The sequence below is a fragment of the Chloroflexus sp. MS-CIW-1 genome (genome assembly GCF_030444705.1).
GTDB lineage: Bacteria > Chloroflexota > Chloroflexia > Chloroflexales > Chloroflexaceae > Chloroflexus.
In genome coordinates, this window is the sequence record NZ_JAUBWR010000001.1 from 1,934,103 (window position 1) to 1,960,000 (window position 25,898).

Here is a 25,898-nt window from a genome sequence, read left to right on the forward strand (position 1 = left end):
TAATATCGGTTGAGGTTCAATGAATTTCTTGTCCCCTCCGCTGCTTCGCCACATCGGTCGTTGGCTGCTGATCATCGTTTCGCTCTATCTGATCGGCTGGTTATTGGTTCATGCCGGGTCGGCAGTGACACCATTCATTTTTGGTGGTGTTCTCGCCTATTTGTTTCTGCCCCTGGTTAACTTCTTCAATCGCTGGCTTCCGCGCTGGCTGGCAATCCTTGCCGTCTACCTGCTGACCTTCGGGATTCTAGTGCTTGCGGTGGCATTGGTGATCCCGCCCCTGATAGCTCAAATCGCCGATCTCATTCGCTCGCTGCCTGACATTGCGACCATTCAACGAGAAGCTAACCGCTTGCTTGAAGAGTATGAACAGTTGCTTGCCAGCCTGCCACCAGCAGTGCAGTCTGAAGTGCAGAACGCGATTGCTTCAGCAGCTTCGGAAGGCCTAAGCACACTACGGGCAAACTTTGTGAACTACTTGCAGAGCATCGGGCAGTTTCTGGTTAATAGTGTGCTCTCGGTAGTAAATACCGTGACCTTTTTGCTCGGTTTTTTTCTGATCCCGTTCTGGCTGTTCTATGTGTTGATGGATCAGCGGGCCGGGCGTGATTACCTTGATCGAATGATCCATCCGCGATTACGGGCCGATTTTTGGGCGATGATTACGATCATCGATCACGATCTGAGCGGATATTTACGCGGTCAGTTGATTCTCGGTACTTCCGTTGGCCTGGCTGCTTGGATTGGTTTAACGGCCCTCAATATAGCGGGAATGAAGGTACCCTATACAGTGCTTCTGGCAGTGGTAGCGGGAGTTACTGAATTAGTCCCAGTGATTGGACCAATTATCGGTGCAATTCCGGCGATCTTGCTCGGATTGGCCGACTCGCCAACGACGGCGCTGGCTGTGACGATCCTGTACATTGTGATTCAGCAGCTTGAAAATCATATCCTGGTACCGCGCATTATCGGTGAAAGTGTGGGTGTACATCCGGCTGTCTTAATGGTTGTGTTAGTCGTCTGTTCTCAAGTTTTCGGTCTGTTGGGCGCTATTCTCTCGGCACCGCTCAGTGCGATGGCCCGTGATCTATTTTTCTATCTGTACGGACGCTTAAGCGATCCTCCCACTCCTGCGGGTGTGCTACCTGAACGGTTGCGTCCATTGATGACGTCGGCGAAAACTGAAGCGACGAAAGCTGCTGAGCAGCCTTCTTCCGAATTACCTCCACACACCGCTGATAGCTCAACTGAATAAGAAGCGGTGGTCAGTTTCTAGTCCAGCAGTCTCTGGAAAAATGGTGTAACCCTATGAACGCAGATGCGTTTCGTCAGCTCTACAATTATCACTTTGTTGAAAATCGTAATATCTGGCACCACATTATCCAACTACCTTATCATCAATTTGTCCAGCATTTCAACTACTCGCTAGGATCGGTACGAAACCAGATCGTGCATTTGATGAATGTCGATGAAGTCTGGTTCTGTGAGCTATCTGGGATCGAACTGCCAGTGCCGTATCAGCCTGCTGATACTGATGATCGTGTAGCGATTCGTGCTCGTTGGGATAGCGTTGAACAGAGGATGCGTGCCTATCTTGCCGGGTTACGCGACGATATGCTGTTTGAAAAGCCTATTCAGGAACCTATTGAAGATAGAAATCTTGCGGTCTGGCAGGTCTTGATCCATGTGATCAATCATGGAACTGATCATCGCGCTCAGATTCTGAGAATACTCCATGATTTAGGCGTCAAAACTACTTCGCAGGATTATGTATTTTATGTTTATGATCTGGGATTAAACATGTCTGATTAGATGTACCTGGTGTATTTTGCATACGTTCATTAGTTTTCTGGCGCAGAATGGTTTTTTGGCAGTGTAGAATATCCAGTGTACAATGTAGAGAAAAAATACAAATACATGGAAATTGTTGAGATGTTTTCGAGGGGGTTATAAGCACTCCATCTCTGATGATATTAACTGCGTTGTGCACAGTCAATATGTACCCATTCCTGTGAAATAGGTCGCTTTACAGAGAATTTGTCTCAAAATCGAACGTATGTTGCTCGACACAATGCACGTTTTTTCTGTCACTTCTCGCGGCGTTCGAGAGCGAGAAGACCAGATCAGCTCTCCTTTGTGCAAACGGGTGACCAGGAAGTGGGCTTAGATACGTCAAAATGATCTCATTCGTATTCAAAATGTGAGAGTGTAGGATTATGATGTCGCAATTTGCCCAACGTATCTATAGATTTCTCAAATATGCTCATATCGCACTTCATTCACCGAATCCATATCAGCGCTTGCGTGATCTGATAATCAGTAATACCCTCTTCAATCTTCCCATCTCAGTGCGTAAACAATTGTTTACCGGACAGAATCACTTCTGTCCGATCTGTGAAACACCTCTCAACCGATTCCTAAACTTGCATCGCCCCTATCATCGTTTTTTTGAAGCGGTATCGCGTCGTTAAACCTCATTCCAGAGTATTACATTTCGCTCCTGAACCGGCAATCAGGCAACATTTCCTTCAATATCCTCATCTTCGCTACGTTACTACTGATGTTGATGTTGCAGGTTTAGGGATTGACGTATGTGCTGATATAACGAAGTTACCTTTTTCTGATCATACGTTTGATCTCATTCTCTGTATGCATGTCCTCGAACACGTGCCTAATGATCGGCTGGCAATGTATGAGTTACATCGCATACTTCAGCCTACCGGTCTGGCACTGGTTATGGTACCAATCACTGTGAACACCACCGTTGAAGACCCTACTATCACCGATCCGGTATTACGCGAACGTCTGTTTGGTCAGTTTGATCATGTGCGTCGTTATGGTAATGACGTTGTCTCACGTCTGGCAGCGGCTGGGTTTACGGTGAAACCGGTGCAGGTGAACGATGTGGTTACCGATTTGATGGAAATTGACTATATGGGTTTGCCAGTTCAAGAGACTCTCTTTGTTTGTCGGAGAGCGGCGTAATGTAGGTCAGATCAGAATCAGCATCTTGCCGGTATGTCAGGCAAAGTACACCTCTACTGCTGCAACTACTTCCTCGGCGAGTTTGACGGCATTGTCAGCCAGATCTTGCTGATACACGTTGGCCGGAATATCACCAGGAAGGCCGTTCGGGTAACGGGTCGGAATATAGAAGCTGTCAAGAATGCCCCAGCGGGATACTGATTGCTGAAAAGTCGGCTGGTATGATCCGGCGCGGAGACATAACTGACGTACTGAGTGTCCGACAACAAGTTCTTCTCCCTGAGCATAGAGAAATGCTTTAAGCGCCTTTTCTGCTACCTGTTGAGCGAGGAAGCAGGCCAGATACCACGCACCCTGGTCACGTAAATGACGACACCAGTGGAGATCGATTTGCGCTTGTTGCAGCCAGCGCGCCCCTTCAGCTTTCGGATCGTTTCTCATATAGTACCTTTCCGGTTGCTAATGCGTGACGTAGGAAAGGACGATCGCGCATCGCTTGTAATTCCTCGGGAGTGTAAACGAGGAGATCGACTGGCGCTTCAATCGTGAGTTGTTGGAACAGTGTCACTGTGCGCGAAACGAAGTCTAATGATGTATCCATTATAACCAGGATATCCAGATCGGTAAACAGATCGCGCCGACCGGCTGCGTAGGATCCAAATAAGATGATTTGGTGAACAGATGGTATTGTCCGCAGTTGCGCTACCAGATTGTGCAAAGTATGTTCTAACGATTCAACATGGCGTTTACGAGCATCTGACAGGTCAAACATAGAATTATCCCATACAAGAATGGTATATGGTTTCAAGCCGTTGTGCCATGACCGACAAATATGTGACACTCCACAGGTATGCGAACCGATCTTTAACGATTTTTTATGCGGTCACGCCGAGAATCAATACGGGTATATCTATATCAGCTACTCCACACTGCTCTAAATCACGGACAAACTGTTCAAAGTATGATACGCTAGTAGACGTTTCATCAGCAAAGGATTTAACCGGCACGATCTCAATTCCAACATCGATAATACCTTGCTTGTGGAAGATGGTCATCTTTGCACAAACGTTGTAGAAGGTATACTTGCCAAATTGTACTTCAACCCCTGCGCGATTTTTAACAAAATCCATTTCACGAAAAGCTCCTTGTAAGGGGTAGAAGGTTGAAATCCATCTATGTAGTAATTTGTCGAGTAATTACATTGTACTCTGTGTGGTTGCCATTCGCCGTTTGGTAAATTCCTTCGTAAAAGCTACGTTTAACAATCTTGGACTATATAAGAATCTTCAAGAACTAGTTCTTTCTCGACTAACTTTATTCTTACATGCTTGGCTGTTCACAGTATTGATAATCTCCTCTACTTCTTTCAGTTGTTCTGCGAATCATGACGAAACAATATGTTCGCCCCCATTGAAAGAATACTTTGCACGATCTTCATATATTCCTCCTGTTCTTCAATTCAATGAGTTGTTCTTGATACTGTTCTTGCCACTTACGTAGCTTCATCCCGAGTTGCTTAAAAATAGTAGAGAATATCAAGCGGATACACTTCCCCATGCTCGACAAAGTTTCCCACTTGCCAACAGATACTCCCTTGCTCATGCAGAATGCGATACGATTCGGCAATAATCTGACTCTGTTCCTGCAAGTATTGATCTATCGGAACCCAATGTTCGTATGCTTTTCCCTGGTTATATGGCGGGGAGGTCATAATATAATGGGTTGTGAGTACTGAACGCGATTCATCGCGCTGTGTAATTTGCTCTTATCTCAGTCTACCGCTACATCAGTGCCCTTTCCTCGCCTGAGATTAGGCGAGGCAGGGATGCTACGGTATTTGCCGAGGCGCTCTACTTCAGAAACAAATGGTACGCGGGGTTGTCACTCTGTTCCTTATACGGATAGCCGAGCCGGGCCAGCGAAGCGTAGAAGCGGTCAAGGTCGGCATCAGGAACCTGTATTCCGGCTAGCACCCGACCGTGGGCGCTGCCGTGGTTGCGGTAATGGAAGAGACTAATATTCCATGAGGCATCCAGCGATTCGAGGAATTGCAAGAGAGCACCTGGCCGCTCTGGAAACTCGAAGCTGAAGAGACGCTCATCTGTCGCTTCTGGTGCTCGTCCACCGACCATATGTCGTAGATGAATGATTGCCAGTTCATCATTGGTCAGATCGAGGACGGTATAACCAGCGTTGCGCATGCGTTCGGCCAGTTCGTGGCGTTGATTTGCATGAGTCAGTTGCACACCTACAAAGACATTTGCATCGGGTCTTGGTGCATAGCGGTAGTTAAATTCAGTGATATTGTGCGGCCCAATGACCCGGCAAAATTGCTTGAATGAGCCAGGCCGTTCGGGAATAGTCACGGCAAACAGCGCTTCACGCTGTTCGCCAATCTCGGCTCGTTCGGCAACGTGACGGAGCCGGTCGAAATTCATATTTGCACCGCAGGTTAGGGCAACCGCCGGTAGATCGGCAGCGCCACGCTCGGCGACATAACGCTTTAATCCGGCGACGGCCAGCGCACCGGCCGGTTCCATAATCGCGCGCGTATCCTCGAATACGTCTTTGATCGCGGCGCAGACCTCATCAGTCGTGACCCGCACAAAATCATCGACGTAACGCTGGACAATCGCAAAGGTGTGTTCACCGACCCGCCGCACTGCGACACCATCGACAAAGATGCCAACTTGATCGAGGGTGACACGGTAGCCGGCCCGCATACTCTGATACATCGCATCTGAGTCATCGGGTTCGACGGCAATAATCTCGATGTTTGGATTGATGCTCTTGAGGAAAATAGCGATACCGGCAATCAGCCCACCGCCACCAACCGGCACGAAGACCCGATACCGCTCGGCGCGCATCTGCTGAGAAATCTCAAGGCCGATAGTACCCTGACCGGCAATCACCAACGGATCATCGTAGGGATGAATGAAGGTTAATCCCAGTTCTCGCTGTAAGCGATAGGCATGTGCTTCAGCGTCGCTGTAGCTGTCGCCGTATAACACAACTTCAGCGTTCCGTCGTCGACAGGCGGCAACCTTGATTTCTGGCGTCGTTGCTGGCATCACAATCAGCGTCCGTACTCCGAGCTGTTGCCCGGAATAGGCCACACCCTGGGCGTGATTACCGGCAGAAGCGGTGATGACACCGCGTTCCTTTTCGGCGGCACTGAGATGTGCCATCCGGTTGTATGCACCACGAAGCTTGAACGAAAAGATAGGCAAGAGGTCTTCGCGCTTAAAAAAAATCGGCATGCCAAGTCGGCTACTCAGCAGTGGCGCCGGCTGGAGTGGCGTCTCTTTAACGACATCATATACCCGACTGGTAAGAATGCGTTGGACATACGTAAAATCAGGATTCGGCATTGTTCGTCAGCTCCTGTACACCACAGACCCGATTGCGTCCACGCTGTTTGGCCAGGTAGAGGGCGCGATCGGCGTCGGCGATAAATGAAGATGGATCGGGATACAGCGTTGGATGAAACGAGGCTACGCCGATGCTCAAGGTCGTGTGTAACGATTTCCCATCGAGCATGATTGGCATTGCAGCGATTGTCTTGCGGAGTCGTTCACTGGCCACCATGGCCTGTTCGTAGGTTGTTTCCGGTAAAATTAAAGCAAACTCTTCACCGCCATAACGGGCCAGAATATCAACATCACGTAAGTGTTGGCGACAACGTTGGGCTACTTCACGTAAAACATGGTCACCGACCAGATGGCCGTAGGTGTCGTTGATCTGCTTGAAGTAATCAATATCAATCATTGCAACGCTCACCGGTGTGTGATAACGCCGGGAACGCTCGATTTCGTGGTGCAGGATATTGAGAAAGTGACGCCGATTGATCAGGCCGGTCAGGTTATCGGTGATAGCTAACGTTTGGATTTGGGCGAAGCGAAAAGCATTTTGTAAAGCTACCGCTACTGTCGCTGCCAGGAGTTCAAGTGCGTTCAGATCGGCTTTAGAATAGGCATCATACTGATTATTCCACACAACAAGCGCACCAATGATGCGGTCGCCTAAGCTCAGGGGCGTAGCCATCAGCGTGCCCTGGGCCGGATCACCTTCAATGTCAGGCAGGAGTTGGATCGCTGGCTCAGGGATAGCATGGGCGCCGGATAAGCGTAACGAGACGCCGAAGCGCAACACATATCCGGCCAGACCGCAGTGTAGCGGTAGTCGTTGGTGAGTCCGGCGGCCATCGGGTGTGATGATGTAGACATAATCTACGAGCCGTTGCTCGTTGAGGATTGCAATCACAAAGCGCTGATGGTTCACCAGGCGTGTCACTGCGCGATGGATCACCTGGTACAACTGTTCCAAATCAAGCGTCGCTCCCAGCTCGATACTGGTCTGGTACAATGCAAAGCGTTCATCGGCATCCCGAATGGCACGCCGGTACAGACGGGCGCTTTGCAAGGCAATGGCAGTTTGCTGCGCAATGGCCTGTAAAAGATCGCGATCACTCTCGCGGAATGGCTCATTGCGCATGCGGTAGATGGCCAAAATACCCAGGGGAGTCTGACCGTACAGAATCGGTGTCGCCAGGAGTGAGCGTACTCCGATATTCACCAGTTCTGGTAATGCCGCCGGATGATCGGCATAATCAGCAATCAAAAGTGACGTTCGTTGATCAATAATTTGCCACATCAATCCGCGCCGTTTTCCGGTTATCGGTACTATCAGATCAACCGGCAAATTGACCAGATGACCGGGTAACAGACGATCTAGCTCTGCGTCGTAGATTGGTAGTGCGCCGGCATCGGCATCGAGCAGTTCCATTGCGAAACGGACAACGTTTTCTAACACATGTTCAATTTCCAGCTTGCTAGAAAGCGTAAGAGCCATTTCACCGAGTCGTGCATCAGACTTCATAGTGCGAAATGAGAGCATGATGCCAAAGACTTGCCCGTCTTCGCTCCATAGAACTTGCCGTTGCACGTTGTATGTACGCCCGCTGAGTACGACCTCTGTATTCTCCCCCGATTGCGTCAGATCGGCTAGTAGGTTAGAGACCTGCGCTTGTAAGGGACGCATCGCCTCACTGACAGCCAGAATCTGGCCGGTGGGTGAAGATAGCACGTATAATTCAGAAGAAACGCTACGGTTCATAACATCCCCAACGTTTGAGGATAGTGACTCAAGCATATTACTGAGCTGGTGATCATTGGTATTTATAGCTACGCGGGTGATACTGTTGCGCCAGGTCTCTTTCCTAACCGGTTACATTCTTAATGGTAACGTACACCGATGAACCGTAAGGATCGCGTCCCTGTTCCATTTGCGGGTCATGCCAGAATCTCGGCTGCTACCGTGATAACCTGCTCAATGTGCGTCCGCTCAATCCCATAGTGAGTCACTGCGCGGATACTCGTGGTACTCAAACTTCCCATTAAAATACCGTGCGCACGGAGTGCTGCCAGGAACTCAGCCACCCGCAGCCGCGGATGATTCAGGTGGAAGCGGACAATATTTGTTTGTACTTTGCTCAGGTCGATCTGCACACCCGGTAGTTCGGCCAGACCGGCAGCCAGTAGTCTGGCATGAGCATGGTCTTCGGCCAGGCGATCAACCATCTCGGTCAACGCCACAATACCGGCGGCAGCAATAATACCGGCCTGTCGCATTCCACCACCGAGCATTTTGCGTATCCGTCGTACACGGGCAATCACCTCAGCCGGGCCGGCAACCAACGAACCAACCGGTGCGGCCAGTCCTTTCGACAGACAGAACATCACCGTGTCAACGTGGTTTGTCAGTTCGGTAACCGGTACGCCAAGGGCAACAGCGGCGTTAAAGATTCGTGCACCATCGAGATGAACCGGTAAGCCGTGGTTGTAGGCTATCGTTCGGACTTGTGCCAGATAATCGGGTGTCAAAACGACGCCACCGCAGCGGTTATGGGTGTTTTCCAGACAAATGACACCAGGAGGCGAAAAATGGGGATCGTTGATCGTGGTTGCAGCTGCTTCCAGTGCGGACAGGTCGATACATCCGTTCGGATCGGTAGGCAATGGGTGGTAGATTAATCCACCCAGGGCACTGGCGCCACCAGCTTCATAGTGGTAAATGTGGCTTTCGTTACCCAGAATAACGCGCTGACCACGCTGACAATGCGCCAGCAGTGCAGCCAGGTTCCCCATCGTTCCACTGACGACCAGTACAGCCGCTTCTTTACCGACGCGCTGAGCGGCCAGTTGTTCAAGCGCGTTCACTGTTGGATCTTCACCATAGACATCGTCGCCGAGGGCGGCTGCACTGATTGCGGCTCGCATCGCGGCACTGGGCAGAGTGACCGTATCGCTTCGCAAGTCGATCAGATCAGGTGCGCTATCCGATCCATCGCGACGGGGCAGTGTATAGCCTTCCATCTTTGTAAGCCTCCAGTAGCAGCGTAAAACTCTGGCTACGCGGTAGTCTGGCCCACCCCTACACTCATACCGCACAGTCTAAACCATCAACGGAAACGAAGTGCAGATAATGATTTTCATCATTCAAAATTGATGCACCACCGTTCGGCTAGCTGTGGCGCGTTGATTGGCCTGGCAGTCAATGTGGTGGAGCGATAGCACATTTCCGTTGCTCAATTATAGCACGGGTCATAGTTCCAGGTGTCAGGTTCAGACAGACGCTCGTGCAGCACCATTGCCCGTCCTGTGAACATATTTCAAGGTTCAGATAATGGATTTTTTGAGCATCACAACGCAATCATGAGCCATTTGAATAAATCGCAAAGATTTTGCACAAACATTGTCTATATTCCATTTTGTTGACTCTCATGCTACAATTTGCTTGAACATTCGTAGTTTTGATTCTGCACTACATCATCAATTCACAGATTGGTCATTCGATTCGGAATAGCTGCACGTATCGATTATTTGTGAACGTAGTTCCAAGTTTGGACTACACAGGTACCAGACAGGAGGGAGACGTGCTCGAGCTATCTCGGCACAAAGCCCAATTACGGGAGTATTTCAATGGTCTGGGCTTTGAACGCTGGTCGGCAATTTACGGCAACGCCCCACTTTCCCTCATTCGGCAGAGCATTCGTGATGGTCATAACCGGATGCTGGAGATAGCCGATACGTGGCTCGACGATCAACCGCCGCCAACCACGGCACTTGACGTTGGTTGTGGGGTTGGTTTGTTTAGCCTGATGTTGGCCCGACGCGGCTATCGAGTGCGGGCCGCCGATATTGCACCGCAAATGGTCGCCGCTACCAGTCGGGCAGTCGCCGAAGCCGGTTTGTCTGATCGGGTTGAGTGTATCGAAGCTGATATTGAATCGTTGTGTGAACCGGCTCAGCTTGTGGCCTGTTTCGATGTCTTAATCCATTATCCCCAACCGGCGTTTACGCAACTTTGCCATCATCTAGCCAGTCTGACCGAACACACGCTGCTCCTTACTTATGCGCCGTACAGTACGTTGTTGGCCGCATTGCACCGGATCGGCGGTTGGTTTCCCCATAGTCAGCGTCGCACCGGGATTCAGATGATCCGTGACAGTGATGTAGTGAGTATTCTGGCTCAGTCTGGTTTGCGCGTTCAACGGGTTCAGCCCATTCGCAGTCGCTTCTATCACGTGACGTTGATCGAGGCCAGGAGATCCTAGTTTGATAAGGTTGTAGTTCAGAAACGAGACTACAGGAGGAAGATATGCGGAAGTTACTGGCGGTGACCGTATTGGGAGTAGCGGCGTTCTTGCTGCACAAGTGGTACAACCGTGAGGTATTGCTCGAGGGTGAGGGGTTTGTTCGCTTGCAGAGTGAGCACGAGCATTTCCACTTCCACGTTGATCTACCACCTGGAATGGAGATTCAACCTGGCGATACCCTTGAGATTATGCATCTCCCACCGACCGAAGATGGGCGTACCAACGGTGAAATCTGTTATCGCAGCCCGATTCGCCTCTACAAGGCCAGTGCTCTGCGACGGTTTCTGACCAAGAAGAGCAGTCTGATCGAGATCAATGAGCTTGTCGAGCATCCGTAGTGTTGGTCGGGCGTTATGCCCGTGGCAAGATAGGAGTTACCAGATCGCAAAGGAGCGCAGGGATGTTCTGGATTAATCCGTTAATGATGGAAATGCCCGGTGAGTTCAGTCGCACGACCCGCCATGCTCTGAAAGAGGCCATTCTTTCTCCGCGCTTTTACACTACCGATTTTAAGGCTATCGACAGACTCGAGATTGACCGCAATGGGCTGCGCGACGAGTTTGACTGGATCCGTGACGAGTTTGCCTACGATTACAACCGCACCCACTTCCGGCGTACCGATGAGTTTTTGCAGAATTTTGATGATATGCCTGAGCGCGATGCCTTCATCGATTTCCTCGAGCGCTCGTGTACCGCAGAGTTCAGCGGTTGTCTGCTCTATGCCGAGATGGTAAAACATCTCCATGATCCGACGCTGAAAGCCATTTTCAAGTATATGAGCCGCGATGAAGGCCGTCACGCCGGCTTTCTCAATCGCACGATGGCTGATCTGAACGTTGCGCTTGATCTGACCGTGTTACAGAAGCGCAAGAAGTACACCTATTTCAAGCCGAAGTTTATCTTCTATTCCGTCTATCTGTCGGAGAAGATCGGTTACTCGCGCTATATTCATATCTATCGCCACCTAGAACGGAATCCGCAGTACTGTATTCACCCCATTTTCAAGTGGTTTGAGCAGTGGTGCAACGACGAATACCGCCATGGTGAGTTCTTTGCCCTCTTGATGCGCTCGCAGCCTGAGATGCTTGAGGGTGTGAACCGGCGCTGGATCCGTTTCTTCTTGCTCGCTGTGTACGCAACGATGTACCTCAACGATGCCCGCCGGTCTAATTTCTACGCTGCCCTCGGTCTCGATTGGCGCGACTACGACCAGCGGGTCATCCGCCTGTGCAACGATATTGCGACGCAGGTCTACCCTGAGACAATGAACCTCGACGATCCGCGTTTCTTTGGGTACATGGATAAGCTGGTTGAGTATGACCGTAAGTTGCGTGCTCTGGAAGGGCGAAACGATCCGATTGCGCTGGCGCAGTCAACTCGTCTGAAGGCAGCCATTGCACTGCGCTTACTGGCCATTTATCGGCTACCTACACGCAAGACGACTGAAGCTATTCGCTGGAAAGGTCTACCCGGCTTCCCCAATTATCCTGGTCCGAACCGACCGCAGCGTGTGATAGCGGCCGATTAGTGATAGTTCTTGCATCTCTCCGTTGATGTTGTGCCCTGGTGGCAGGAATGATCCTGCCGCCTGGGGTGTCTGTTGGCCGTGATTCTGGTTTCGCCTGGTACGAGATGAGGGAATTGCTCATGCATATTGTGGTTCTGACCATCGACGGAAACCATCGTCCGGCACTTCTGGCGGCTGCCGATCGTTTGCGGCGCGAGCACAAGGTGGCGTTGAGTCTGGCGGTTTACGATGCCGCGACACTACGCGATGGTGCAGGCTGGTCGCAGCTTGATCGAGACCTGGCGCGGGCCGATCTAGTCTTTGGAGCGCGCCTGTTTAGCGAGGAACTGGTTCGGCCACTCGCGGATCGATTGGCGCACTATGACAAGCCGACGCTGATCATTACCTCGAATCCGGCTCTGATCCGTTGTACGCGCATTGGTGGTTTTTCACTTCGGCGTGAGAGTGAAAATGAACCGGGTCCATTGCGCAGTTGGGTGCAGAAATTGCGCCCCCAAGGTGGCGCTGGCGAGGCCCGTCGCCAACTGGCGATTTTACGCAACTTGAGTAAGGTGTTGAAAGTTATTCCCGGTACGTCGCGCGATTTGTATACGTATATTACCAGCCATCAGTACTGGCTCAATGCTTCACCCGAAAATCTTTATCGCCTGCTCTGTGTCTTGATCAGTCGTTACGGTCCTGCACCACGTCCAAAACTGCCTCAGCTCGATCCACTCACCTACCCTGATACTGCTCTTTATCATCCTGATACCCCTGACCTTTTTTCGTCGTTGAACGATTACCGACGCTGGCGGGGGAATCGATTTGCGCCACGCGGTAAAGTGGGTATTCTCACCCTACGAACCGTGGTGCTAAGTGGGAATACTCCTCATATCGATGCGCTGGCCCGTGCCATTGAGGCGCGCGGTCTCGAGGCGCGTATCGCGTATGCAGCCGGTCTGGATATGCGTCCGCTCCTAGAGAAAGAGCTGGCTGATGTCGATCTGCTGGTCAACGCAACCGGTTTTGCCCTGGTCGGTGGCCCAGCCGAGAGCCAGCCCCGCCAGGCGGCTGAGGCGCTGATCAGGTTTGATCGTCCGTACCTGGGATTGGTGCCGCTGGCGTTTCAGCGGATAGATGACTGGCGTGCCGATGATAATGGTCTGGTTCCGGTGCAGCAGGCGTTGAGTGTGGCGATTCCTGAGCTGGAAGGTGCGGCCGAACCGCTGATTTTCGGTGGTCCCGCCGCTGACGGACAACGCTTTGCACCGGCACAAGCTGAGATCGAGCAGATCGCCGACCGAATTGCCCGTCGGGTTGCCCTACGTCATCTGCCGAATGCGCAGAAGCGGCTGGCAGTAGTGATTTACAATTTCCCGCCAGCCTTGGGCACGGTTGGGACGGCGGCGTATCTCGATGTCTTCGCCAGTCTGTTTCATCTGTTACAGGCTTTGGCTGCCGATGGTTATCAGGTTGAGGTGCCACGCACTGTTGATGAATTGCGCCATTTGCTGTTAGATACTGGTCCAGCCCAGGGCGCTGATGCCAACATTGCCGATTGGTTGAGTGCCGATGAGTATCGCCGTCTATTCCCTGCTTATACCGAGATCGAACCGTATTGGGGACCGGCGCCGGGTGAATTGTTACGTGATAGTCGGGGCATCCGTATCTTGGGCCGTCAGTTCGGGAATGTTTTTGTTGGTGTACAGCCCAGTTTTGGCTACGAGCGTGATCCGATGCGATTATTGCTCGCCAAAGATGCTGCCCCAAACCACGCTTTTGCTGCGTTTTACACCTGGTTGATCCACAAATTCCGTGCCGATGCAGTTATTCATCTTGGGACACACGGCGCGATGGAGTTTATGCCGGGGAAGCAGGTGGGGCTTAGTGCTCGTTGTTGGCCGTTGCGCCTGATCGGGCCAATACCGAACTTCTATCTCTACAGCGTGAATAATCCGAGTGAGGCGGCGATTGCCAAACGACGCGGCGCGGCGACGCTGGTCAGTTATCTGGTGCCGCCGGTTCAGCAAGCTGGGTTGTACAAAGGGTTGCGAGCGCTACGTGATGCGATTGATCAGTACGAACGTCGTCCTGACCCGGCGTTGGTCTCCGATCTGCGTGAGCGGGCTGCGCAGCTCGGTATTCCCATGGCGACGAGTGGTGATGATTACGCCGATGTGGCGGGGTTAGCCCATGAGCTGCTTCGGATTGAGCAGCGGATGATTCCGGTTGGGTTGCATGTGCTCGGTCAGCCACCAGCACCGGCGGAGCTAGCCGATTTCTTGTGGCTCTACGCGAGCTTACAACCTGATGGCGGCTTGCCAGCATTGATCGCACGTGGGATGGGGATCGATTACGCAGATCTCTGTGCGCGCCTGGGCAGTGATCTGGTGGCGCAGAGTCAGATGCGCGAGATCGAAGCCCTGGGACGTTCGGCAATGCTGGCTTATGCCGAAGCACCGGATGTTGAAGCTGGAGCACGAGCCGCTACGGCGCGCCTGGCTCAGGTCGTCCCCGCAGCGCAGCTAAAGCCGTTCTGGCCCAAACTGGCCGAACTGCGCACCGGCCTGCTGACCAATCACGAGCTGCAAAACTTGTTGCACGGTTTGCGCGGTGGGTTCATTCCACCTTCACCGAGTAACGATGCCGTGCGTAATCCTGCTGTTCTCCCAACCGGACGCAACCTGTTCGCGCTTGACCCCTATCGGGTGCCGACGCCGGCAGCAATGCAGCGTGGGGAAGCACTGGCGACTGAACTACTTACTCGTTTGTGTAGCGAGCAAGGCGGCTGGCCAGAGAGTATCGCGATCGTGTTATGGGGTACTGACAATCTCAAGAGCGACTGTGAAGGGGTGGCGCAAGTGCTGGCATTAATCGGCGCCCGTCCGGTTGTTGATGAGCTGGGGAACATTGCCGATGTAACACTTCGGCCATTAAGCGAACTCGGTCGTCCACGGATTGACGTAGTGGTCACCGTCAGCGGTATTTTCCGCGATCTGCTCGGCAACCAGATGCGCTTGATCGACCGTGCGGCGTATTTGGCGGCAACTGCTGATGAGCCGCTGGAATGGAACTTCGTGCGCGCCCATGTACTGGCGCAAGTCGCTGAACAACGCATCTCGCTCGAAGAAGCGGCGATTCGTGTCTTTACCAACGCTCCTGGTAGCTACGGCGCAAATGTTAATTTCCTGGTCGAAAGCGGTACCTGGGAGAATGATGAACAACTGAGTGACGCCTTCTTGTCGCGCAAGAGTTTTGTCCGCACGGCTGACGGGCAATGGCGTGAGGCACGGCATTTGCTTGAGGGGGCGTTGCGGCACGTGCAAGCGACCTTCCAGAACATTGACAGCTTTGAGGTCGGTCTAACCGACATCGACAACTACTACGAGAATCTCGGAGGTGTCGCGAAGAGTGTTGAACGATTGCGTGGTCAGGCGCCACCAGTGCTGGTTGCCGATGCGATCAATACACCCGGCGCCAGTAGAGTGGCTTCGATTGAAACGATGCTGCGTCTCGAAACCCGCGCCAAGCTGCTCAATCCAAAGTGGCATGAAGCCATGCTTGCCCACGGCTTTGCCGGGGTACGTGAAATTGAAGCCCGTGTCGGGCATACGTATGGCTGGAGTGCAACCGCCAATGCGGTTGAAGGTTGGGTGTACGACGAGATCGCAGCCACTTATGCCCTCGATGACACCATGCGCGAGCGGATGGCGGCGCTCAACCCATCGGCAACCGCTGGCGTCGTTCGTCGATTGCTTGAAGCTGCCGGTCGTGGTTTCTGGGCAGCTGACGAAGCGACGCTCAACCGCTTGCAGGAAATCTACCAGGACCTCGAAGATCGTCTCGAAGGGATTAGTGAAGAGAGGAGTGTCAGATGAGCTGGTTGAAGATGATTCGGCTCGGAATGCTGCATGTCGCCGTTGCGATTAGTCTGGTGCCGATTACTGGGGTTCTCAATCGGATCATGATCCACGAGCTTGGGATTATGGCCAGTATTGTAGCGGCGCTGATCATTTTGCCGCATCTCTTTTCGCCGATTCAGGTCTTCATCGGTCAATTCTCGGATCGGCATCCGCTGTGGGGCTATCGCCGTACTCCTTACATCGCGTTGGGCATTCTGCTGTGTGTTGTCGGTGCAGCCCTGACTCCCTTTGCAGCCTTTGCGATGGACGCTAATTTTTGGCCGGGTCTGGCCTTTGCCCTCCTGGTCTTCGGACTCTGGGGAGTAGGCTTCAACACAGCGGTTGTCTCCTACCTCTCCCTAGCAAGCGATATATCGCCTGCCCAATACCGTTCGCGCACAATTGCCGTCATGTGGTTTATGATGATTACAGCAGTAATCGGTACGGCGATTGGCACCGGGCGTGCGCTCGAACCCTATTCGCCGGAGCGTTTGATCGAGGTTTTCGCGATTTGTGCTGGGGTTGCTTTAACAATTGCTACGCTTGGCCTGATCGGACTTGAGCCGCGTAACGCGGTGCCACTCAGCCACGAAGAGCGTTACAGTGCAACAGCGTCAGTGCGCACTGTTGTTCGCGATCCGCTCGCCCGGCGGTTTTTCGTCTATCTGATGTTTATGCTGTCGGCGATTCTTGGTCAGGACGTATTACTTGAACCGTATGGCGCGCAGGCTTTCGCGATGGATGTTCGTTCGACAACGCAATTGACAGCGACATGGGGAAGTGCCACCTTATTAGCCCTTTTGTTGCATGGCATTGTGTTAAGCCGTTGGCTAAGCAACAAACACGGCGCGATGGTCGGTGGCATCATTGCGGCTACCGGCCTTACCCTGATTGCGCTCAGTGGTATCTTACATCTTGAGCCGATCTTTGTGCCAGCAGTTGCTTTACTCGGCTTTGGTACCGGTATTGCAACGGCAACGAATCTGGCGTTGATGCTCGATATGACCACGCCGCAGCAGGTGGGTCTTTTTATCGGTGCATGGGGCGTCGCCGATGCGGCTGCGCGCGGTTTAGGGAACTTACTGGCCGGGATCATCCGCGACCTGGCAGCCCTAGTCGTTGGGCCAACTGGTGCGTATGCAACGGTCTTTCTGATCGAGGCGATCATTCTCTGCACAGCGCTGGTGATGCTCCGTGCAATTGATGTCAGCGCCTTCCGTAGCCAGCGTCGTGATCTGGGGCAGTTGGTGGCTGCGATGGGCGATGCTTAGAAAAGTATAGAAATGTGTAGATTATGAAACAATCCGCGGTATAATACTAAGGCCTCCAAAAGCGCAATGGTGCGCCGAGGCGAGGATGCCGGGCCTTCTGTTGCCATGCGTCCGGTTGGAGAAGGTGGATTTCCGTTTAGCGTCGTACCGTGAATGTTTTGCAACGCAGAGGATCAGGCGTATGAATCTGTTCCTTGCCGGTCTCGATCATACCACGGCGCCGGTTGAGATTCGTGAACAGCTTGCGTTCAGTCAGACCGATTTGCCGTCAGCCTTGCTACAACTAACCAAGCCTGAAACCGGCGCACCACCCCTCTTCAGTGAGGCCGTTATTCTCTCAACTTGCAATCGAGTTGAGTTGTACGGAGTGACCAATCCAGGCACGACAGCCCAACACGTTGTGGAGTTTCTGTCTACTTTTCACCAGCGCCCAGCAGAGAGTTTTGCCCATACGCTTTATTTCTATCAGGGCGAAGCGGTGGTCCGGCATTTATGTGCAACGGCGGCCGGGCTACGCTCGCTCGTGTTAGGTGAGGCGCAGATTCAGGGGCAAGTTCGGAGTGCCTACGAAGCTGCGCAACGGATCGGGAGTGTCGGTTCGATACTGCATCGCTTGTTCCAGATTGCCCTGGTCGCCGGCAAGCGGGTTCGTCACGAAACGACCATTGGCAAAGGGGCAGCTAGTGTGTCCCAGGCTGGCGTTGAACTTGCCCGTCGTCGGCTTGGTGATTTGCGTGGTCGGGAAGTGTTGCTCATTGGGGGCGGTGAGGTCAGTGAGCTGGCCGCCCAGAACCTGATTGCCAACGGTGCTGATCGGTTGACGATTGTCAATCGCACGTCGGCTCGCGCTGCGGCTCTTGCCGAGCGCTATGGTGCCGAGATGCTCGATTTCGGTGCTCTGCCGCAGGCGTTGGCCCGCGCTGATATTGTGATCAGTTCGACAGCCGCACCGGTACCGATTATTTATCGCCACCATGTGGCCGAAGCGATTGCTCACAAACAACGGACGCACGCTTGTGGCGATTGTGAGCCACCGACGATGCTCCTGATCGATCTAGCCGTGCCGCGTGATATTGCTTCTGATGTTGCGCAACTTCCTGGTGTTTATCTCTTTACCGTTGACGACCTGCGTGAAGTGGTGAGTCACACGATTGAGTTGCGAAGTACCGTGCTGGACATTGCCCAACAGATTGTTGAAGAGCAAGTTCAAGAGTTTATGTCCTGGATGCGCACCCAAGAGGCGCTACCGGTCCTGACAATGCTCCGACAGCGAGCGGAAGAGGTGCGGAATGAGGAGTTGACCCGTGCACTACGCCGCTTGCACGATCTTTCCCCCGAACAGCGGGCGGTGATTGAAGGAATGTCACGGAGTATTATCAATAAGCTGTTGCACCCGCCAACCCGCTGTCTACGTGAAGCGGCGGCGCATGGTCAGGGTAAACGTTACGCTTCGATTCTGGCCGAACTCTTTAATCTGGAACATTGAGAGGCGTTTATGGCGCGTGTCTTGCTTGGTACTCGCGGTTCGGCTCTTGCCCGTGTCCAGTCAGAATGGGTTGCGCGTGCGCTCCGTACCGCTGTTCCCGATCTCGAGGTTGAGCTGCGGATCATCTCAACTACCGGCGATCGCGTGCTGGATGTCGCATTATCGGCGGTTGGCGATAAGGGTCTGTTTGTGAAGGAGCTTGAGCAGGCCCTATTAGCCGGTGAAGTTGATCTTTGTGTCCACAGTGCGAAAGATATGCCGACTGTGACGCCCGATGGGTTGATGCTCGCTGCATTTCCGGTCCGGGCCGATCCGTGCGATGCCTTAGTCGTGAGGAATGCTACCATCGGCACCGATCTCAAAACATTACCGGCCGGGGCACGGGTCGGAACGTCGAGCTTGCGACGCACCAGCCAGCTACGCTATCATCGACCCGATTTGCAGCTTAGCGATGTGCGTGGGAACGTTGACACCCGCTTGCGCAAGCTGGCTTCCGGTCAGTACGATGCACTGATTCTGGCTGCTGCCGGTTTGCGTCGGCTGGGGTTGTGGGATGGTACGCCTGGTGCGCAGATCGGCGACGCGGTTATCTATCCTCTCGATCCGGAGGTGATGTTGCCAGCAGTGGCCCAGGGCATTCTGGCTATCGAGATTCGTGCTGACGATGCCGCAACCCAGTCGTTAGTGGCGACCCTCGACGATCCGGTTGCGCGTTCAGCCGCTCTGGCCGAGCGGGCGCTTTTGCGGCGGTTAGAGGGTGGTTGCCAGATACCGGTTGCTGCGCATGCAGTGGTTACTGATGCCGGTCTGCACCTGCGTGGTATGATTGGTTCACTCGACGGTAAGACCCTTGTCTTTGCCGAGCAAACCGGTGATCCAGCGCAGCCAGAAGCTCTGGGGGTTGCGGTTGCCGAGTTGTTGCTGGCCCGCGGTGGTGAGGCAATCCTGACGACTATTCGTCATCAACTGGAGGCACGCCGATGAGTGGCCTTGTTGGTCGCCGGATAGCCATTACTCGTCCATCTGGACGCAGCGATACCCTGGCCGAGCGGTTGCGGTCTCTTGGCGCACTACCGTTAGTAACGCCGTTGATCGCGTATGCACCACCTGCCGATCAATATCCTCTGCAACAGGCCATCGCCCGTCTCGCTGCCGGTGCATACCATTGGCTGGTTGTGACCAGTCGCCAGACGGTACAGGTGTTAGCTGAAGCGGTGATCCCTACCGCCACTGCGATTGCTGCGGTTGGCAAAGCGACGGCGGCTGATTGTCGGCGCGTGTGGAGGCGTGAACCGGCGGTTGTCCCTGAGTTAGAACTGGGAGCAGCCTTACCGGCAGCGATGGGAAATCTGGCCGGGAAACGGGTTTTGTTACCGTGTGCGGATATTGCGCCTCCCACTCTTGCCGAGGCGTTACGCACGGCAGGCGCCGATGTCGAACGGGTCACCGCGTACTGTACAGTTGCCGGTTCGGGGGTCGATGAACTTCGCTCAGCGTTGCAGTCTCAGGCGGTTGATGCGATTGTGCTCGCCAGTGGTTCAGCAGTGCGCCAACTTCAGCCTCTGTGTACGCCTGATCAACTACCACCGTTGATCTGTATCGGCCCCAGCACGGCTGCTGTCTGCACTGAACTTGGTCTGTCGGTCGCAGCCATTGCCGACCGTCCACACGATGACGCGCTGATTGCTGCTTTGGAACAGGTCTTTATCCCGCACTGTGAAACCAAGGAGTAAAAAGGTGGATCTTCTCTCTCGTCACGTATCAGTTGCCAATGGCACAACAACAAACATTCCAACGCCGGTATACCGGCCACGCCGGTTACGTGTCAGCCCGGCGCTCCGTGATCTTGTGCGTGAAACGCGCCTGACGCCGGCCCAATTGATCGCGCCGATGTTTGTGCGTCATGGTCACAATTTACGAGTAGCTATTCGCTCAATGCCCGGTCAGTATCAGATGTCGCCCGATCAGGCTGCGCGAGAGGCAAAGGAACTGGCTGAACTTGGGATTCGAGCGGTACTGCTCTTTGGCATTCCGGCCCGTAAAGATGCTTGTGGTAGCGAAAATTATGATCCCGAAGGTATTGTCCCGCAAACCATTCAGGCGATTAAGGCCGAAGTGCCGGGTATGGTTGTTATCAGTGATATGTGCTTCTGTGAGTACACTGACCACGGCCACTGCGGTGTTCTCAATACCCCTGATCGGAATGACTATCAGCCGCAACTCGGCCAGGGTTATCTGCTTAATGATGCGACACTGGCGTTACTCGCCGAGGCTTCGGTTGTGCATGCCAGAGCTGGCGCCGACATTATTGCGCCGTCAGGAATGATTGACGGGATGGTAGCTGCTATTCGAGCTGCGCTTGATGCTGCTGGTCTGCAACATACGGCGATTATGAGCTATGCCGCCAAATATGCGAGTGGCTTCTACGGCCCCTTCCGCGATGCCGCCGAAAGCCCACCCCAATTTGGTGACCGTAGCCAGTATCAGATGGATCCGGCCAATGCTCGTGAAGCACTTCGTGAAGTCGAACTTGATGTCGCCGAAGGTGCTGATATTCTGATGGTTAAACCGGCACTTGCCTACCTCGATATTATCCGTCAGGTACGCGACCGCTATACGTTGCCCCTGGCTGCCTATCAGGTCAGTGGTGAATACAGTATGGTGAAAGCTGCCGCCTTACAGGGCTGGCTCGATGAGCAGCGAATTGCATTGGAGACTCTGACTGCGATTCGGCGTGCTGGCGCCGATATGATTATCACGTATTGGGCGCGAGAAGCTGCTGAGTGGTTGGGATAAGGTTCTATACATTGCGAGGAAGGTCATGCGTGATCGTTTTCTACGGGCCTGCCGTCGTCAACCGGTCGATCGTACACCGATCTGGTTGATGCGCCAGGCTGGGCGCTATATGCCTGAATACCGGGCTGTTCGCGAGCGGTATGGCTTTTTACAGATGGTTAAAACGCCTGAAGTAGCGGCTGAAGTGACTTTACAACCGATACAAGCATTTGGGGTAGATGCGGCAATTATTTTTGCTGACATTCTGCCGCCCCTGGAAGGGTTAGGGTTGCAGCTCACCTACGAAAAAGGCGAGGGACCGGTTATTCACAACCCCATTCGCCATCCGCGTGAGGTTGCGGCATTACGTTCTTGCGATCCACGTGAGACGGTCGCCTACACTCTGAAGGCGTTACAGTTGGTCAAACGTGAACTGAATGGTTTGCCGCTGATCGGCTTTAGCGGGGCACCCTTTACGCTCGCCAGCTATGCCATCGAAGGCGGAGGATCGCGAGAGTACCGGCTGACAAAACGCTTCATGTATGAACAACCGGCGGCCTGGCATGACCTCATGCAGCGGCTCAGCCAGTTGGTTGCCGAATACCTGATTGCACAGGTCGAGGCGGGGGCCGACGCAGTGCAAATCTTCGATAGCTGGGCCGGCGCGCTGGCACCTGCTGACTACCGCAGTTATGTGTTGCAGCATACAAAGGCGGTCATACAAACGGTGCGCCAACGGTTAGGAGACGCTGCACCACCGATCATTTACTTCGGCACCGATATGGCCGGTCTGGCCGGTGAATTGCGTCAGATCGGCGCTGATGTGCTTGGTGTAGACTGGCGGATCGATATTGATACAGCCTGGGCGCAATACGGTTATGAACATGCTGTTCAGGGCAATCTCGATCCGATGACCCTCTTTGCACCGCCATCTATCATTGCTGCCCGCGCCCGTGAGATTTTACAGCGAGTCGGTGGTCGTCCCGGTCACATTTTCAATCTCGGTCACGGCATTCTGACCGAAACGCCGGTTGATCACGTTCGCTATCTGGTCGAGTTTGTCCAATCATTTCCTGTTTCTACGACGATGCCTGCTCTTCAAGAGGTGATGCAATGAGCATTGTTACCGAACGTTATAGCCGTTCGCAGGCCGACTTTGCCGCTGCGCAAGAGGTGATTCCAGGTGGTGTCAATTCGCCAGTACGTGCTTTCCGGGGGGTTGGCGGTACACCCATATTCTTTGAGCGGGGTCAAGGCGCGCACGTTTGGGACGTTGATGGCAATCGCTATATCGACTATGTGCTCTCGTGGGGGCCGTTGCTGCTCGGCCATGCTCATCCGGTGGTAGTGAACGCCATCGCCGAACAGGCTCAGCGTGGAACGAGCTTTGGCGCGCCAACCGAGTTAGAGTCCGAACTTGCCCGCTTAGTGATTGAACTGGTGCCGTCAATCGAGCAGATTCGGTTTGTCAACAGTGGCACCGAGGCTACAATGAGTGCTCTGCGTCTGGCGCGGGCAGCAACCGGTCGGCGGCTGATTGTGAAATTTAACGGCTGTTACCACGGTCACGCCGATATGCTGTTGGTGCAGGCCGGTAGTGGTGTTGCAACCCTCGGTCTCCCCGATAGTCCGGGGGTGCCACCATCGGTTGCCGCCGAGACGATCACTGTCGAGTACAACGATCTTGATGCGGTAGCAGCACTGTTTGCCAGCCGTGGCGCCGAGATTGCTGCGGTTATTGTTGAACCGATTGCGGCCAATATGGGATTCGTGTTGCCCAAACCTGGCTTTCTGAGTGGTCTGCGCGAATTGACCAAGTCGCATGGCGCAATCTTCATTCTCGATGAGGTGATGACCGGTTTTCGGGTAGCTCCGGGTGGTGCACAGGCGTTGTGGGGTCTTGATCCCGATCTGACCTGCCTGGGGAAGGTGATCGGTGGTGGCTTGCCGGTAGGGGCTTACGCCGGGAAACGTCACCTGATGCAACTCGTTGCTCCCGCCGGACCGATGTATCAGGCTGGTACGCTCAGCGGCAATCCACTGGCAATGGCGGCGGGTCTGGCAACCCTACGGACGGCATTCGCTGATGATGGGGTAGCTTTCCGGCAAGCGGTGACGCTCACAACACAGCTCGCCAATGGTCTGCGGATGCTCGGTGAACGCTACCGAATCCCGTTGCAGGTAGGAAATGTCGGTACGATGTTCGGTTGTTACTTCCTCCGTCAAACTGACAGTCAAATTACCAATTACGCTGAGGCAAAAGCTTACGCCGACCCCCAACGCTATGCCCGGTTCTTCTGGGCAATGGCCGAACGTGGTGTCTACCTGGCTCCTTCCCAATTTGAGGCCGGCTTTGTCAGCACAGCACATACTGCCGCCGATATCGATGCGACGCTCAATGCAGCGGAAGCAGCGTTCGCGACCCTTGTGTAGCCGTTGAAAAACCTTAGATCAACAGGCAGGAGACAATAGTATGACGGTCACCGATACCCGCACCATCGTGTACGACTTGATGCGCGATGGGCAACGTCGGCTCTGTGCCGCTTTTGAGGAGATTGATAATCACGGCCATTTCGTAGCCGAGAGTTGGGAACGACCTGGTGGTGGCGGTGGCACAGCACGGGTGATGACCGAGGGTGCCGTGTTTGAGCGGGCCGGGGTTAACGTCTCGGCAGTATATGGCGCCGAAGTTCCACCTAGTATCTGGCAACACCGCCCTTCAACACGTGGTCAGCCGTACTTTGCGACCGGCATCTCGATGGTGCTTCACCCGCGCAATCCCTATGTCCCTGCTTTCCACGCCAACTTTCGCTACTTTGAAGCAGGTGAGGACTGGTGGTTTGGCGGTGGTATGGATTTGACTCCCAATTATGGCTTTGTCGAGGATGCGCGTCACTTTCACGTAACGCTCCGTGACTACTGTGATCGCCATCCAATTGCCAGTTACGCCGAGATGAAGGCGGCCTGCGACAATTACTTCTTCCTCAAACATCGCAACGAAATGCGTGGAATTGGCGGCATCTTTTTCGACGATCTGCATCCCACTAGCGAAGATGGTTTCGAGCGGGCCTTCGCCTTCGTGCGCGATGGAATCACGACCATCCTCGATGCTTATCTGCCTATCGTGCGTCGCCGTATGAATACGCCCTACGGCGAGCGTGAACGGATGTGGCAGCTCTACCGCCGTGGACGCTACGTCGAATTCAATCTGATTTACGACCGGGGAACACTCTTTGGTTTGCAAACTGGTGGGAACATCGAGGCGATTTTGATGTCTCTCCCACCGCTGGCTCGCTGGCAATTCAAGTACCAACCTGAACCTGGTTCACCGGAAGCTGCAATGGCCGAATTTCTCAAACCTCGCGATTGGGCGTCAGAAACGTCATCGTGATGACCAACAGATCGACAGTTCACATATTGGGTTATTGCAACAGACGGGGCGGGTGCTCAACCCGCCCTTTGCTGACATCGGCGTGGTGCTACGCTGCCAACTGCTCAAGCTGATCAACCAACCCGGCGAAGGCATCCATCGCGGCCTGAATCGGTGCTGGTGATGTCATATCCACACCTGCCTCGCGTAGCAGCTCAATCGAAGAACGCGACGATCCACTGCGCAAGAAGCGGAGATACCGATCAATAGCCGGTTGCCCCTCGCTGATAATCTGACGACTCAGCGCCAGGGCTGCCGAAATACCGGTTGCGTACTGGTAGACATAAAAGTTATAGTAGAAATGCGGAATCCGCATCCACTCATACGCCAGCTCGTCATCAATCTGCAATTCGGGGCCGTGGTAGCGGGCAACCAGGTCACGATAATGCTGGCTCAGCACATCAGCCGTTAATGGCTGCCCACGTTCGGCGCGCTCGTGCATCCACAATTCAAACGCGGCAAACATCGTCTGGCGGAAGATTGTCCCCCGAATCTCCTCAATCTGTTGAGAAAGCAAGCGTCGGCGCAGCGACTCATCAGGATTGTTCTGTAACATATAATGCGTCAACAGTGCTTCATTGAGCGTAGAAGCCACTTCCGCGACAAAGATCGTGTAGTTGCCATACACGAATGGCTGGTGCTTGCGCGTGAAGTAAGAATGAAGCGAGTGACCCAACTCATGGGCCAGCGTAAAGACATCACGTAGACGATCCTGGTAGTTCAGCAAAATGTAGGGAGGTGTGCCATACGATCCGCCGCTATATGCACCGCTCCGCTTCCCCACATTCTCATAGACATCGATCCAGCGTCGGCTGAACATCTGCTCGAGCGCTGCCCCATACTCTTCCCCTAACGGACGAAACGCTGCCCGCATCAGATTGCACG

At 53.7% G+C, this 25,898-nt stretch carries 23 protein-coding genes and 1 pseudogene (1 of these 24 only partly in view); 16 read left to right on the forward strand and 8 right to left on the reverse strand.

The genetic code is table 11. The features are described from left to right. Window positions 1-19 precede the first annotated feature (19 nt). The 4 genes from QTO31_RS07800 to QTO31_RS07815 all read left to right on the forward strand — a co-directional run bounded on the left by QTO31_RS07800 (window position 20) and on the right by QTO31_RS07815 (window position 2,985). Complete coding sequence (locus QTO31_RS07800; RefSeq protein WP_301428645.1) at window positions 20-1,255, forward strand: AI-2E family transporter; 1,236 nt, start codon at window positions 20-22, stop codon at window positions 1,253-1,255. A 53-nt stretch (window positions 1,256-1,308) separates the two neighbouring features. After that, window positions 1,309-1,812 carry a DinB family protein gene (locus tag QTO31_RS07805; protein WP_301428646.1) on the forward strand — a complete coding sequence of 168 codons (504 nt, stop codon included), beginning with the start codon at window positions 1,309-1,311 and terminating at the stop codon, window positions 1,810-1,812. Window positions 1,813-2,216: 404 nt separating this feature from the next. Next, entirely contained in the window at window positions 2,217-2,471 is a 255-nt protein-coding gene (locus tag QTO31_RS07810; RefSeq protein WP_301428647.1) for a hypothetical protein, read from the forward strand. Then, the gene (locus tag QTO31_RS07815) at window positions 2,449-2,985 is read left to right on the forward strand and encodes a class I SAM-dependent methyltransferase (RefSeq protein WP_301428648.1); all 537 of its coding nucleotides are present in this window, start codon (window positions 2,449-2,451) and stop codon (window positions 2,983-2,985) included. Before QTO31_RS07810 ends, QTO31_RS07815 begins: the two co-directional genes overlap by 23 nt. A gap of 36 nt (window positions 2,986-3,021) precedes the next feature. Here QTO31_RS07815 and QTO31_RS07820 read toward each other — a convergent pair whose 3' ends face one another. The 7 genes and pseudogenes from QTO31_RS07820 to ltaE all read right to left on the reverse strand — a co-directional run bounded on the left by QTO31_RS07820 (window position 3,022) and on the right by ltaE (window position 9,359). Beyond that, window positions 3,022-3,426, reverse strand: coding sequence for a HEPN domain-containing protein (locus tag QTO31_RS07820; RefSeq protein ID WP_028459752.1), 405 nt, complete (start codon window positions 3,424-3,426; stop codon window positions 3,022-3,024). Continuing rightward, the gene (locus tag QTO31_RS07825; RefSeq protein WP_031459139.1) at window positions 3,404-3,757 is read right to left on the reverse strand and encodes a nucleotidyltransferase domain-containing protein; all 354 of its coding nucleotides are present in this window, start codon (window positions 3,755-3,757) and stop codon (window positions 3,404-3,406) included. The genes QTO31_RS07820 and QTO31_RS07825 overlap by 23 nt, the downstream gene beginning before the upstream one ends. A gap of 103 nt (window positions 3,758-3,860) precedes the next feature. Beyond that, the gene (locus tag QTO31_RS07830; RefSeq protein WP_201771204.1) at window positions 3,861-4,115 is read right to left on the reverse strand and encodes a BglII/BstYI family type II restriction endonuclease; all 255 of its coding nucleotides are present in this window, start codon (window positions 4,113-4,115) and stop codon (window positions 3,861-3,863) included. Window positions 4,116-4,507: 392 nt separating this feature from the next. Further along, window positions 4,508-4,699 (reverse strand): annotated as a pseudogene (locus tag QTO31_RS07835) (DNA methyltransferase); the annotation flags it as partial. A gap of 136 nt (window positions 4,700-4,835) precedes the next feature. After that, window positions 4,836-6,356: a threonine ammonia-lyase, biosynthetic gene (gene ilvA, locus QTO31_RS07840; RefSeq protein WP_031459137.1), complete on the reverse strand. Its 1,521-nt coding sequence runs from the start codon at window positions 6,354-6,356 to the stop codon at window positions 4,836-4,838. After that, window positions 6,343-8,100, reverse strand: coding sequence for a sensor domain-containing diguanylate cyclase (locus tag QTO31_RS07845; protein ID WP_301428650.1), 1,758 nt, complete (start codon window positions 8,098-8,100; stop codon window positions 6,343-6,345). The genes ilvA and QTO31_RS07845 overlap by 14 nt, the downstream gene beginning before the upstream one ends. Before the next feature lie 176 nt (window positions 8,101-8,276). Further along, entirely contained in the window at window positions 8,277-9,359 is a 1,083-nt protein-coding gene (gene ltaE / locus QTO31_RS07850) for a low-specificity L-threonine aldolase (protein WP_301428651.1), read from the reverse strand. Between the two features lie 560 nt (window positions 9,360-9,919). Here ltaE and bchM point away from each other — a divergent pair. The 12 genes from bchM (at window position 9,920) to hemF (ending at window position 24,974) form a co-directional block, all read left to right on the forward strand. Then, on the forward strand, window positions 9,920-10,600 hold the full coding sequence (gene bchM / locus QTO31_RS07855; RefSeq protein WP_031459134.1) for a magnesium protoporphyrin IX methyltransferase: 681 nt from the start codon (window positions 9,920-9,922) through the stop codon (window positions 10,598-10,600). Between the two features lie 44 nt (window positions 10,601-10,644). Then, on the forward strand, window positions 10,645-10,980 hold the full coding sequence (locus tag QTO31_RS07860) for a hypothetical protein (protein ID WP_031459133.1): 336 nt from the start codon (window positions 10,645-10,647) through the stop codon (window positions 10,978-10,980). Between the two features lie 62 nt (window positions 10,981-11,042). After that, a complete protein-coding gene (gene acsF / locus QTO31_RS07865) occupies window positions 11,043-12,170 on the forward strand; it encodes a magnesium-protoporphyrin IX monomethyl ester (oxidative) cyclase (RefSeq protein WP_035419164.1) in 1,128 nt (375 codons plus the stop codon). A gap of 119 nt (window positions 12,171-12,289) precedes the next feature. After that, window positions 12,290-16,027 (forward strand): magnesium chelatase subunit H, encoded by a 3,738-nt coding sequence (locus QTO31_RS07870; protein WP_301428652.1) that lies wholly within the window; start codon window positions 12,290-12,292, stop codon window positions 16,025-16,027. Beyond that, entirely contained in the window at window positions 16,024-17,322 is a 1,299-nt protein-coding gene (locus QTO31_RS07875; RefSeq protein ID WP_301428653.1) for a BCD family MFS transporter, read from the forward strand. Before QTO31_RS07870 ends, QTO31_RS07875 begins: the two co-directional genes overlap by 4 nt. 181 nt (window positions 17,323-17,503) lie before the next feature. Continuing rightward, the gene (hemA, locus tag QTO31_RS07880) at window positions 17,504-18,808 is read left to right on the forward strand and encodes a glutamyl-tRNA reductase (protein ID WP_301428654.1); all 1,305 of its coding nucleotides are present in this window, start codon (window positions 17,504-17,506) and stop codon (window positions 18,806-18,808) included. 9 nt (window positions 18,809-18,817) lie between these two features. Next, window positions 18,818-19,792 (forward strand): hydroxymethylbilane synthase, encoded by a 975-nt coding sequence (gene hemC / locus QTO31_RS07885; protein ID WP_301428655.1) that lies wholly within the window; start codon window positions 18,818-18,820, stop codon window positions 19,790-19,792. After that, window positions 19,789-20,541, forward strand: coding sequence for a uroporphyrinogen-III synthase (locus QTO31_RS07890; RefSeq protein WP_301428656.1), 753 nt, complete (start codon window positions 19,789-19,791; stop codon window positions 20,539-20,541). The genes hemC and QTO31_RS07890 overlap by 4 nt, the downstream gene beginning before the upstream one ends. 4 nt (window positions 20,542-20,545) lie before the next feature. Continuing rightward, entirely contained in the window at window positions 20,546-21,604 is a 1,059-nt protein-coding gene (gene hemB / locus QTO31_RS07895; protein WP_031459126.1) for a porphobilinogen synthase, read from the forward strand. A gap of 25 nt (window positions 21,605-21,629) precedes the next feature. Then, window positions 21,630-22,700 carry a uroporphyrinogen decarboxylase gene (gene hemE, locus QTO31_RS07900; protein WP_301428657.1) on the forward strand — a complete coding sequence of 357 codons (1,071 nt, stop codon included), beginning with the start codon at window positions 21,630-21,632 and terminating at the stop codon, window positions 22,698-22,700. Continuing rightward, window positions 22,697-24,016: a glutamate-1-semialdehyde 2,1-aminomutase gene (gene hemL, locus QTO31_RS07905; RefSeq protein ID WP_301428658.1), complete on the forward strand. Its 1,320-nt coding sequence runs from the start codon at window positions 22,697-22,699 to the stop codon at window positions 24,014-24,016. Before hemE ends, hemL begins: the two co-directional genes overlap by 4 nt. 40 nt (window positions 24,017-24,056) lie before the next feature. Continuing rightward, window positions 24,057-24,974, forward strand: coding sequence for an oxygen-dependent coproporphyrinogen oxidase (hemF, locus tag QTO31_RS07910; protein ID WP_301428659.1), 918 nt, complete (start codon window positions 24,057-24,059; stop codon window positions 24,972-24,974). An 88-nt stretch (window positions 24,975-25,062) separates the two neighbouring features. Here the strand turns inward: hemF and pepF are convergent, their stop codons facing one another. Then, on the reverse strand, window positions 25,063-25,898 hold the 3' portion of the coding sequence (pepF, locus tag QTO31_RS07915) for an oligoendopeptidase F (RefSeq protein ID WP_031459122.1). Its footprint extends 973 nt past the window's final position; 836 of the gene's 1,809 nt are visible here — the last part of the coding sequence; the start codon falls outside the window, past its right edge; the stop codon is at window positions 25,063-25,065.

What these genes read in the sequence shown, in the direction of transcription:
- QTO31_RS07800 (WP_301428645.1), top strand. Translation starts at nt 20, where the DNA reads ATGAATTTCTTGTCCCCTCCGCTGCTTCGCCACATCGGTCGTTGGCTG.
- hemL (WP_301428658.1), top strand. Translation starts at nt 22,697, where the DNA reads ATGAGCATTGTTACCGAACGTTATAGCCGTTCGCAGGCCGACTTTGCC.
- hemA (WP_301428654.1), top strand. Translation starts at nt 17,504, where the DNA reads ATGAATCTGTTCCTTGCCGGTCTCGATCATACCACGGCGCCGGTTGAG.
- QTO31_RS07820 (WP_028459752.1), bottom strand. Translation starts at nt 3,426, where the DNA reads ATGAGAAACGATCCGAAAGCTGAAGGGGCGCGCTGGCTGCAACAAGCG.
- hemE (WP_301428657.1), top strand. Translation starts at nt 21,630, where the DNA reads ATGCGTGATCGTTTTCTACGGGCCTGCCGTCGTCAACCGGTCGATCGT.
- QTO31_RS07870 (WP_301428652.1), top strand. Translation starts at nt 12,290, where the DNA reads ATGCATATTGTGGTTCTGACCATCGACGGAAACCATCGTCCGGCACTT.
- QTO31_RS07875 (WP_301428653.1), top strand. Translation starts at nt 16,024, where the DNA reads ATGAGCTGGTTGAAGATGATTCGGCTCGGAATGCTGCATGTCGCCGTT.
- QTO31_RS07890 (WP_301428656.1), top strand. Translation starts at nt 19,789, where the DNA reads ATGAGTGGCCTTGTTGGTCGCCGGATAGCCATTACTCGTCCATCTGGA.
- acsF (WP_035419164.1), top strand. Translation starts at nt 11,043, where the DNA reads ATGTTCTGGATTAATCCGTTAATGATGGAAATGCCCGGTGAGTTCAGT.
- QTO31_RS07830 (WP_201771204.1), bottom strand. Translation starts at nt 4,115, where the DNA reads ATGGATTTTGTTAAAAATCGCGCAGGGGTTGAAGTACAATTTGGCAAG.
- QTO31_RS07810 (WP_301428647.1), top strand. Translation starts at nt 2,217, where the DNA reads ATGATGTCGCAATTTGCCCAACGTATCTATAGATTTCTCAAATATGCT.
- QTO31_RS07805 (WP_301428646.1), top strand. Translation starts at nt 1,309, where the DNA reads ATGAACGCAGATGCGTTTCGTCAGCTCTACAATTATCACTTTGTTGAA.
- ltaE (WP_301428651.1), bottom strand. Translation starts at nt 9,359, where the DNA reads ATGGAAGGCTATACACTGCCCCGTCGCGATGGATCGGATAGCGCACCT.
- QTO31_RS07825 (WP_031459139.1), bottom strand. Translation starts at nt 3,757, where the DNA reads ATGTTTGACCTGTCAGATGCTCGTAAACGCCATGTTGAATCGTTAGAA.
- ilvA (WP_031459137.1), bottom strand. Translation starts at nt 6,356, where the DNA reads ATGCCGAATCCTGATTTTACGTATGTCCAACGCATTCTTACCAGTCGG.
- QTO31_RS07860 (WP_031459133.1), top strand. Translation starts at nt 10,645, where the DNA reads ATGCGGAAGTTACTGGCGGTGACCGTATTGGGAGTAGCGGCGTTCTTG.
- QTO31_RS07845 (WP_301428650.1), bottom strand. Translation starts at nt 8,100, where the DNA reads ATGAACCGTAGCGTTTCTTCTGAATTATACGTGCTATCTTCACCCACC.
- hemC (WP_301428655.1), top strand. Translation starts at nt 18,818, where the DNA reads ATGGCGCGTGTCTTGCTTGGTACTCGCGGTTCGGCTCTTGCCCGTGTC.
- hemF (WP_301428659.1), top strand. Translation starts at nt 24,057, where the DNA reads ATGACGGTCACCGATACCCGCACCATCGTGTACGACTTGATGCGCGAT.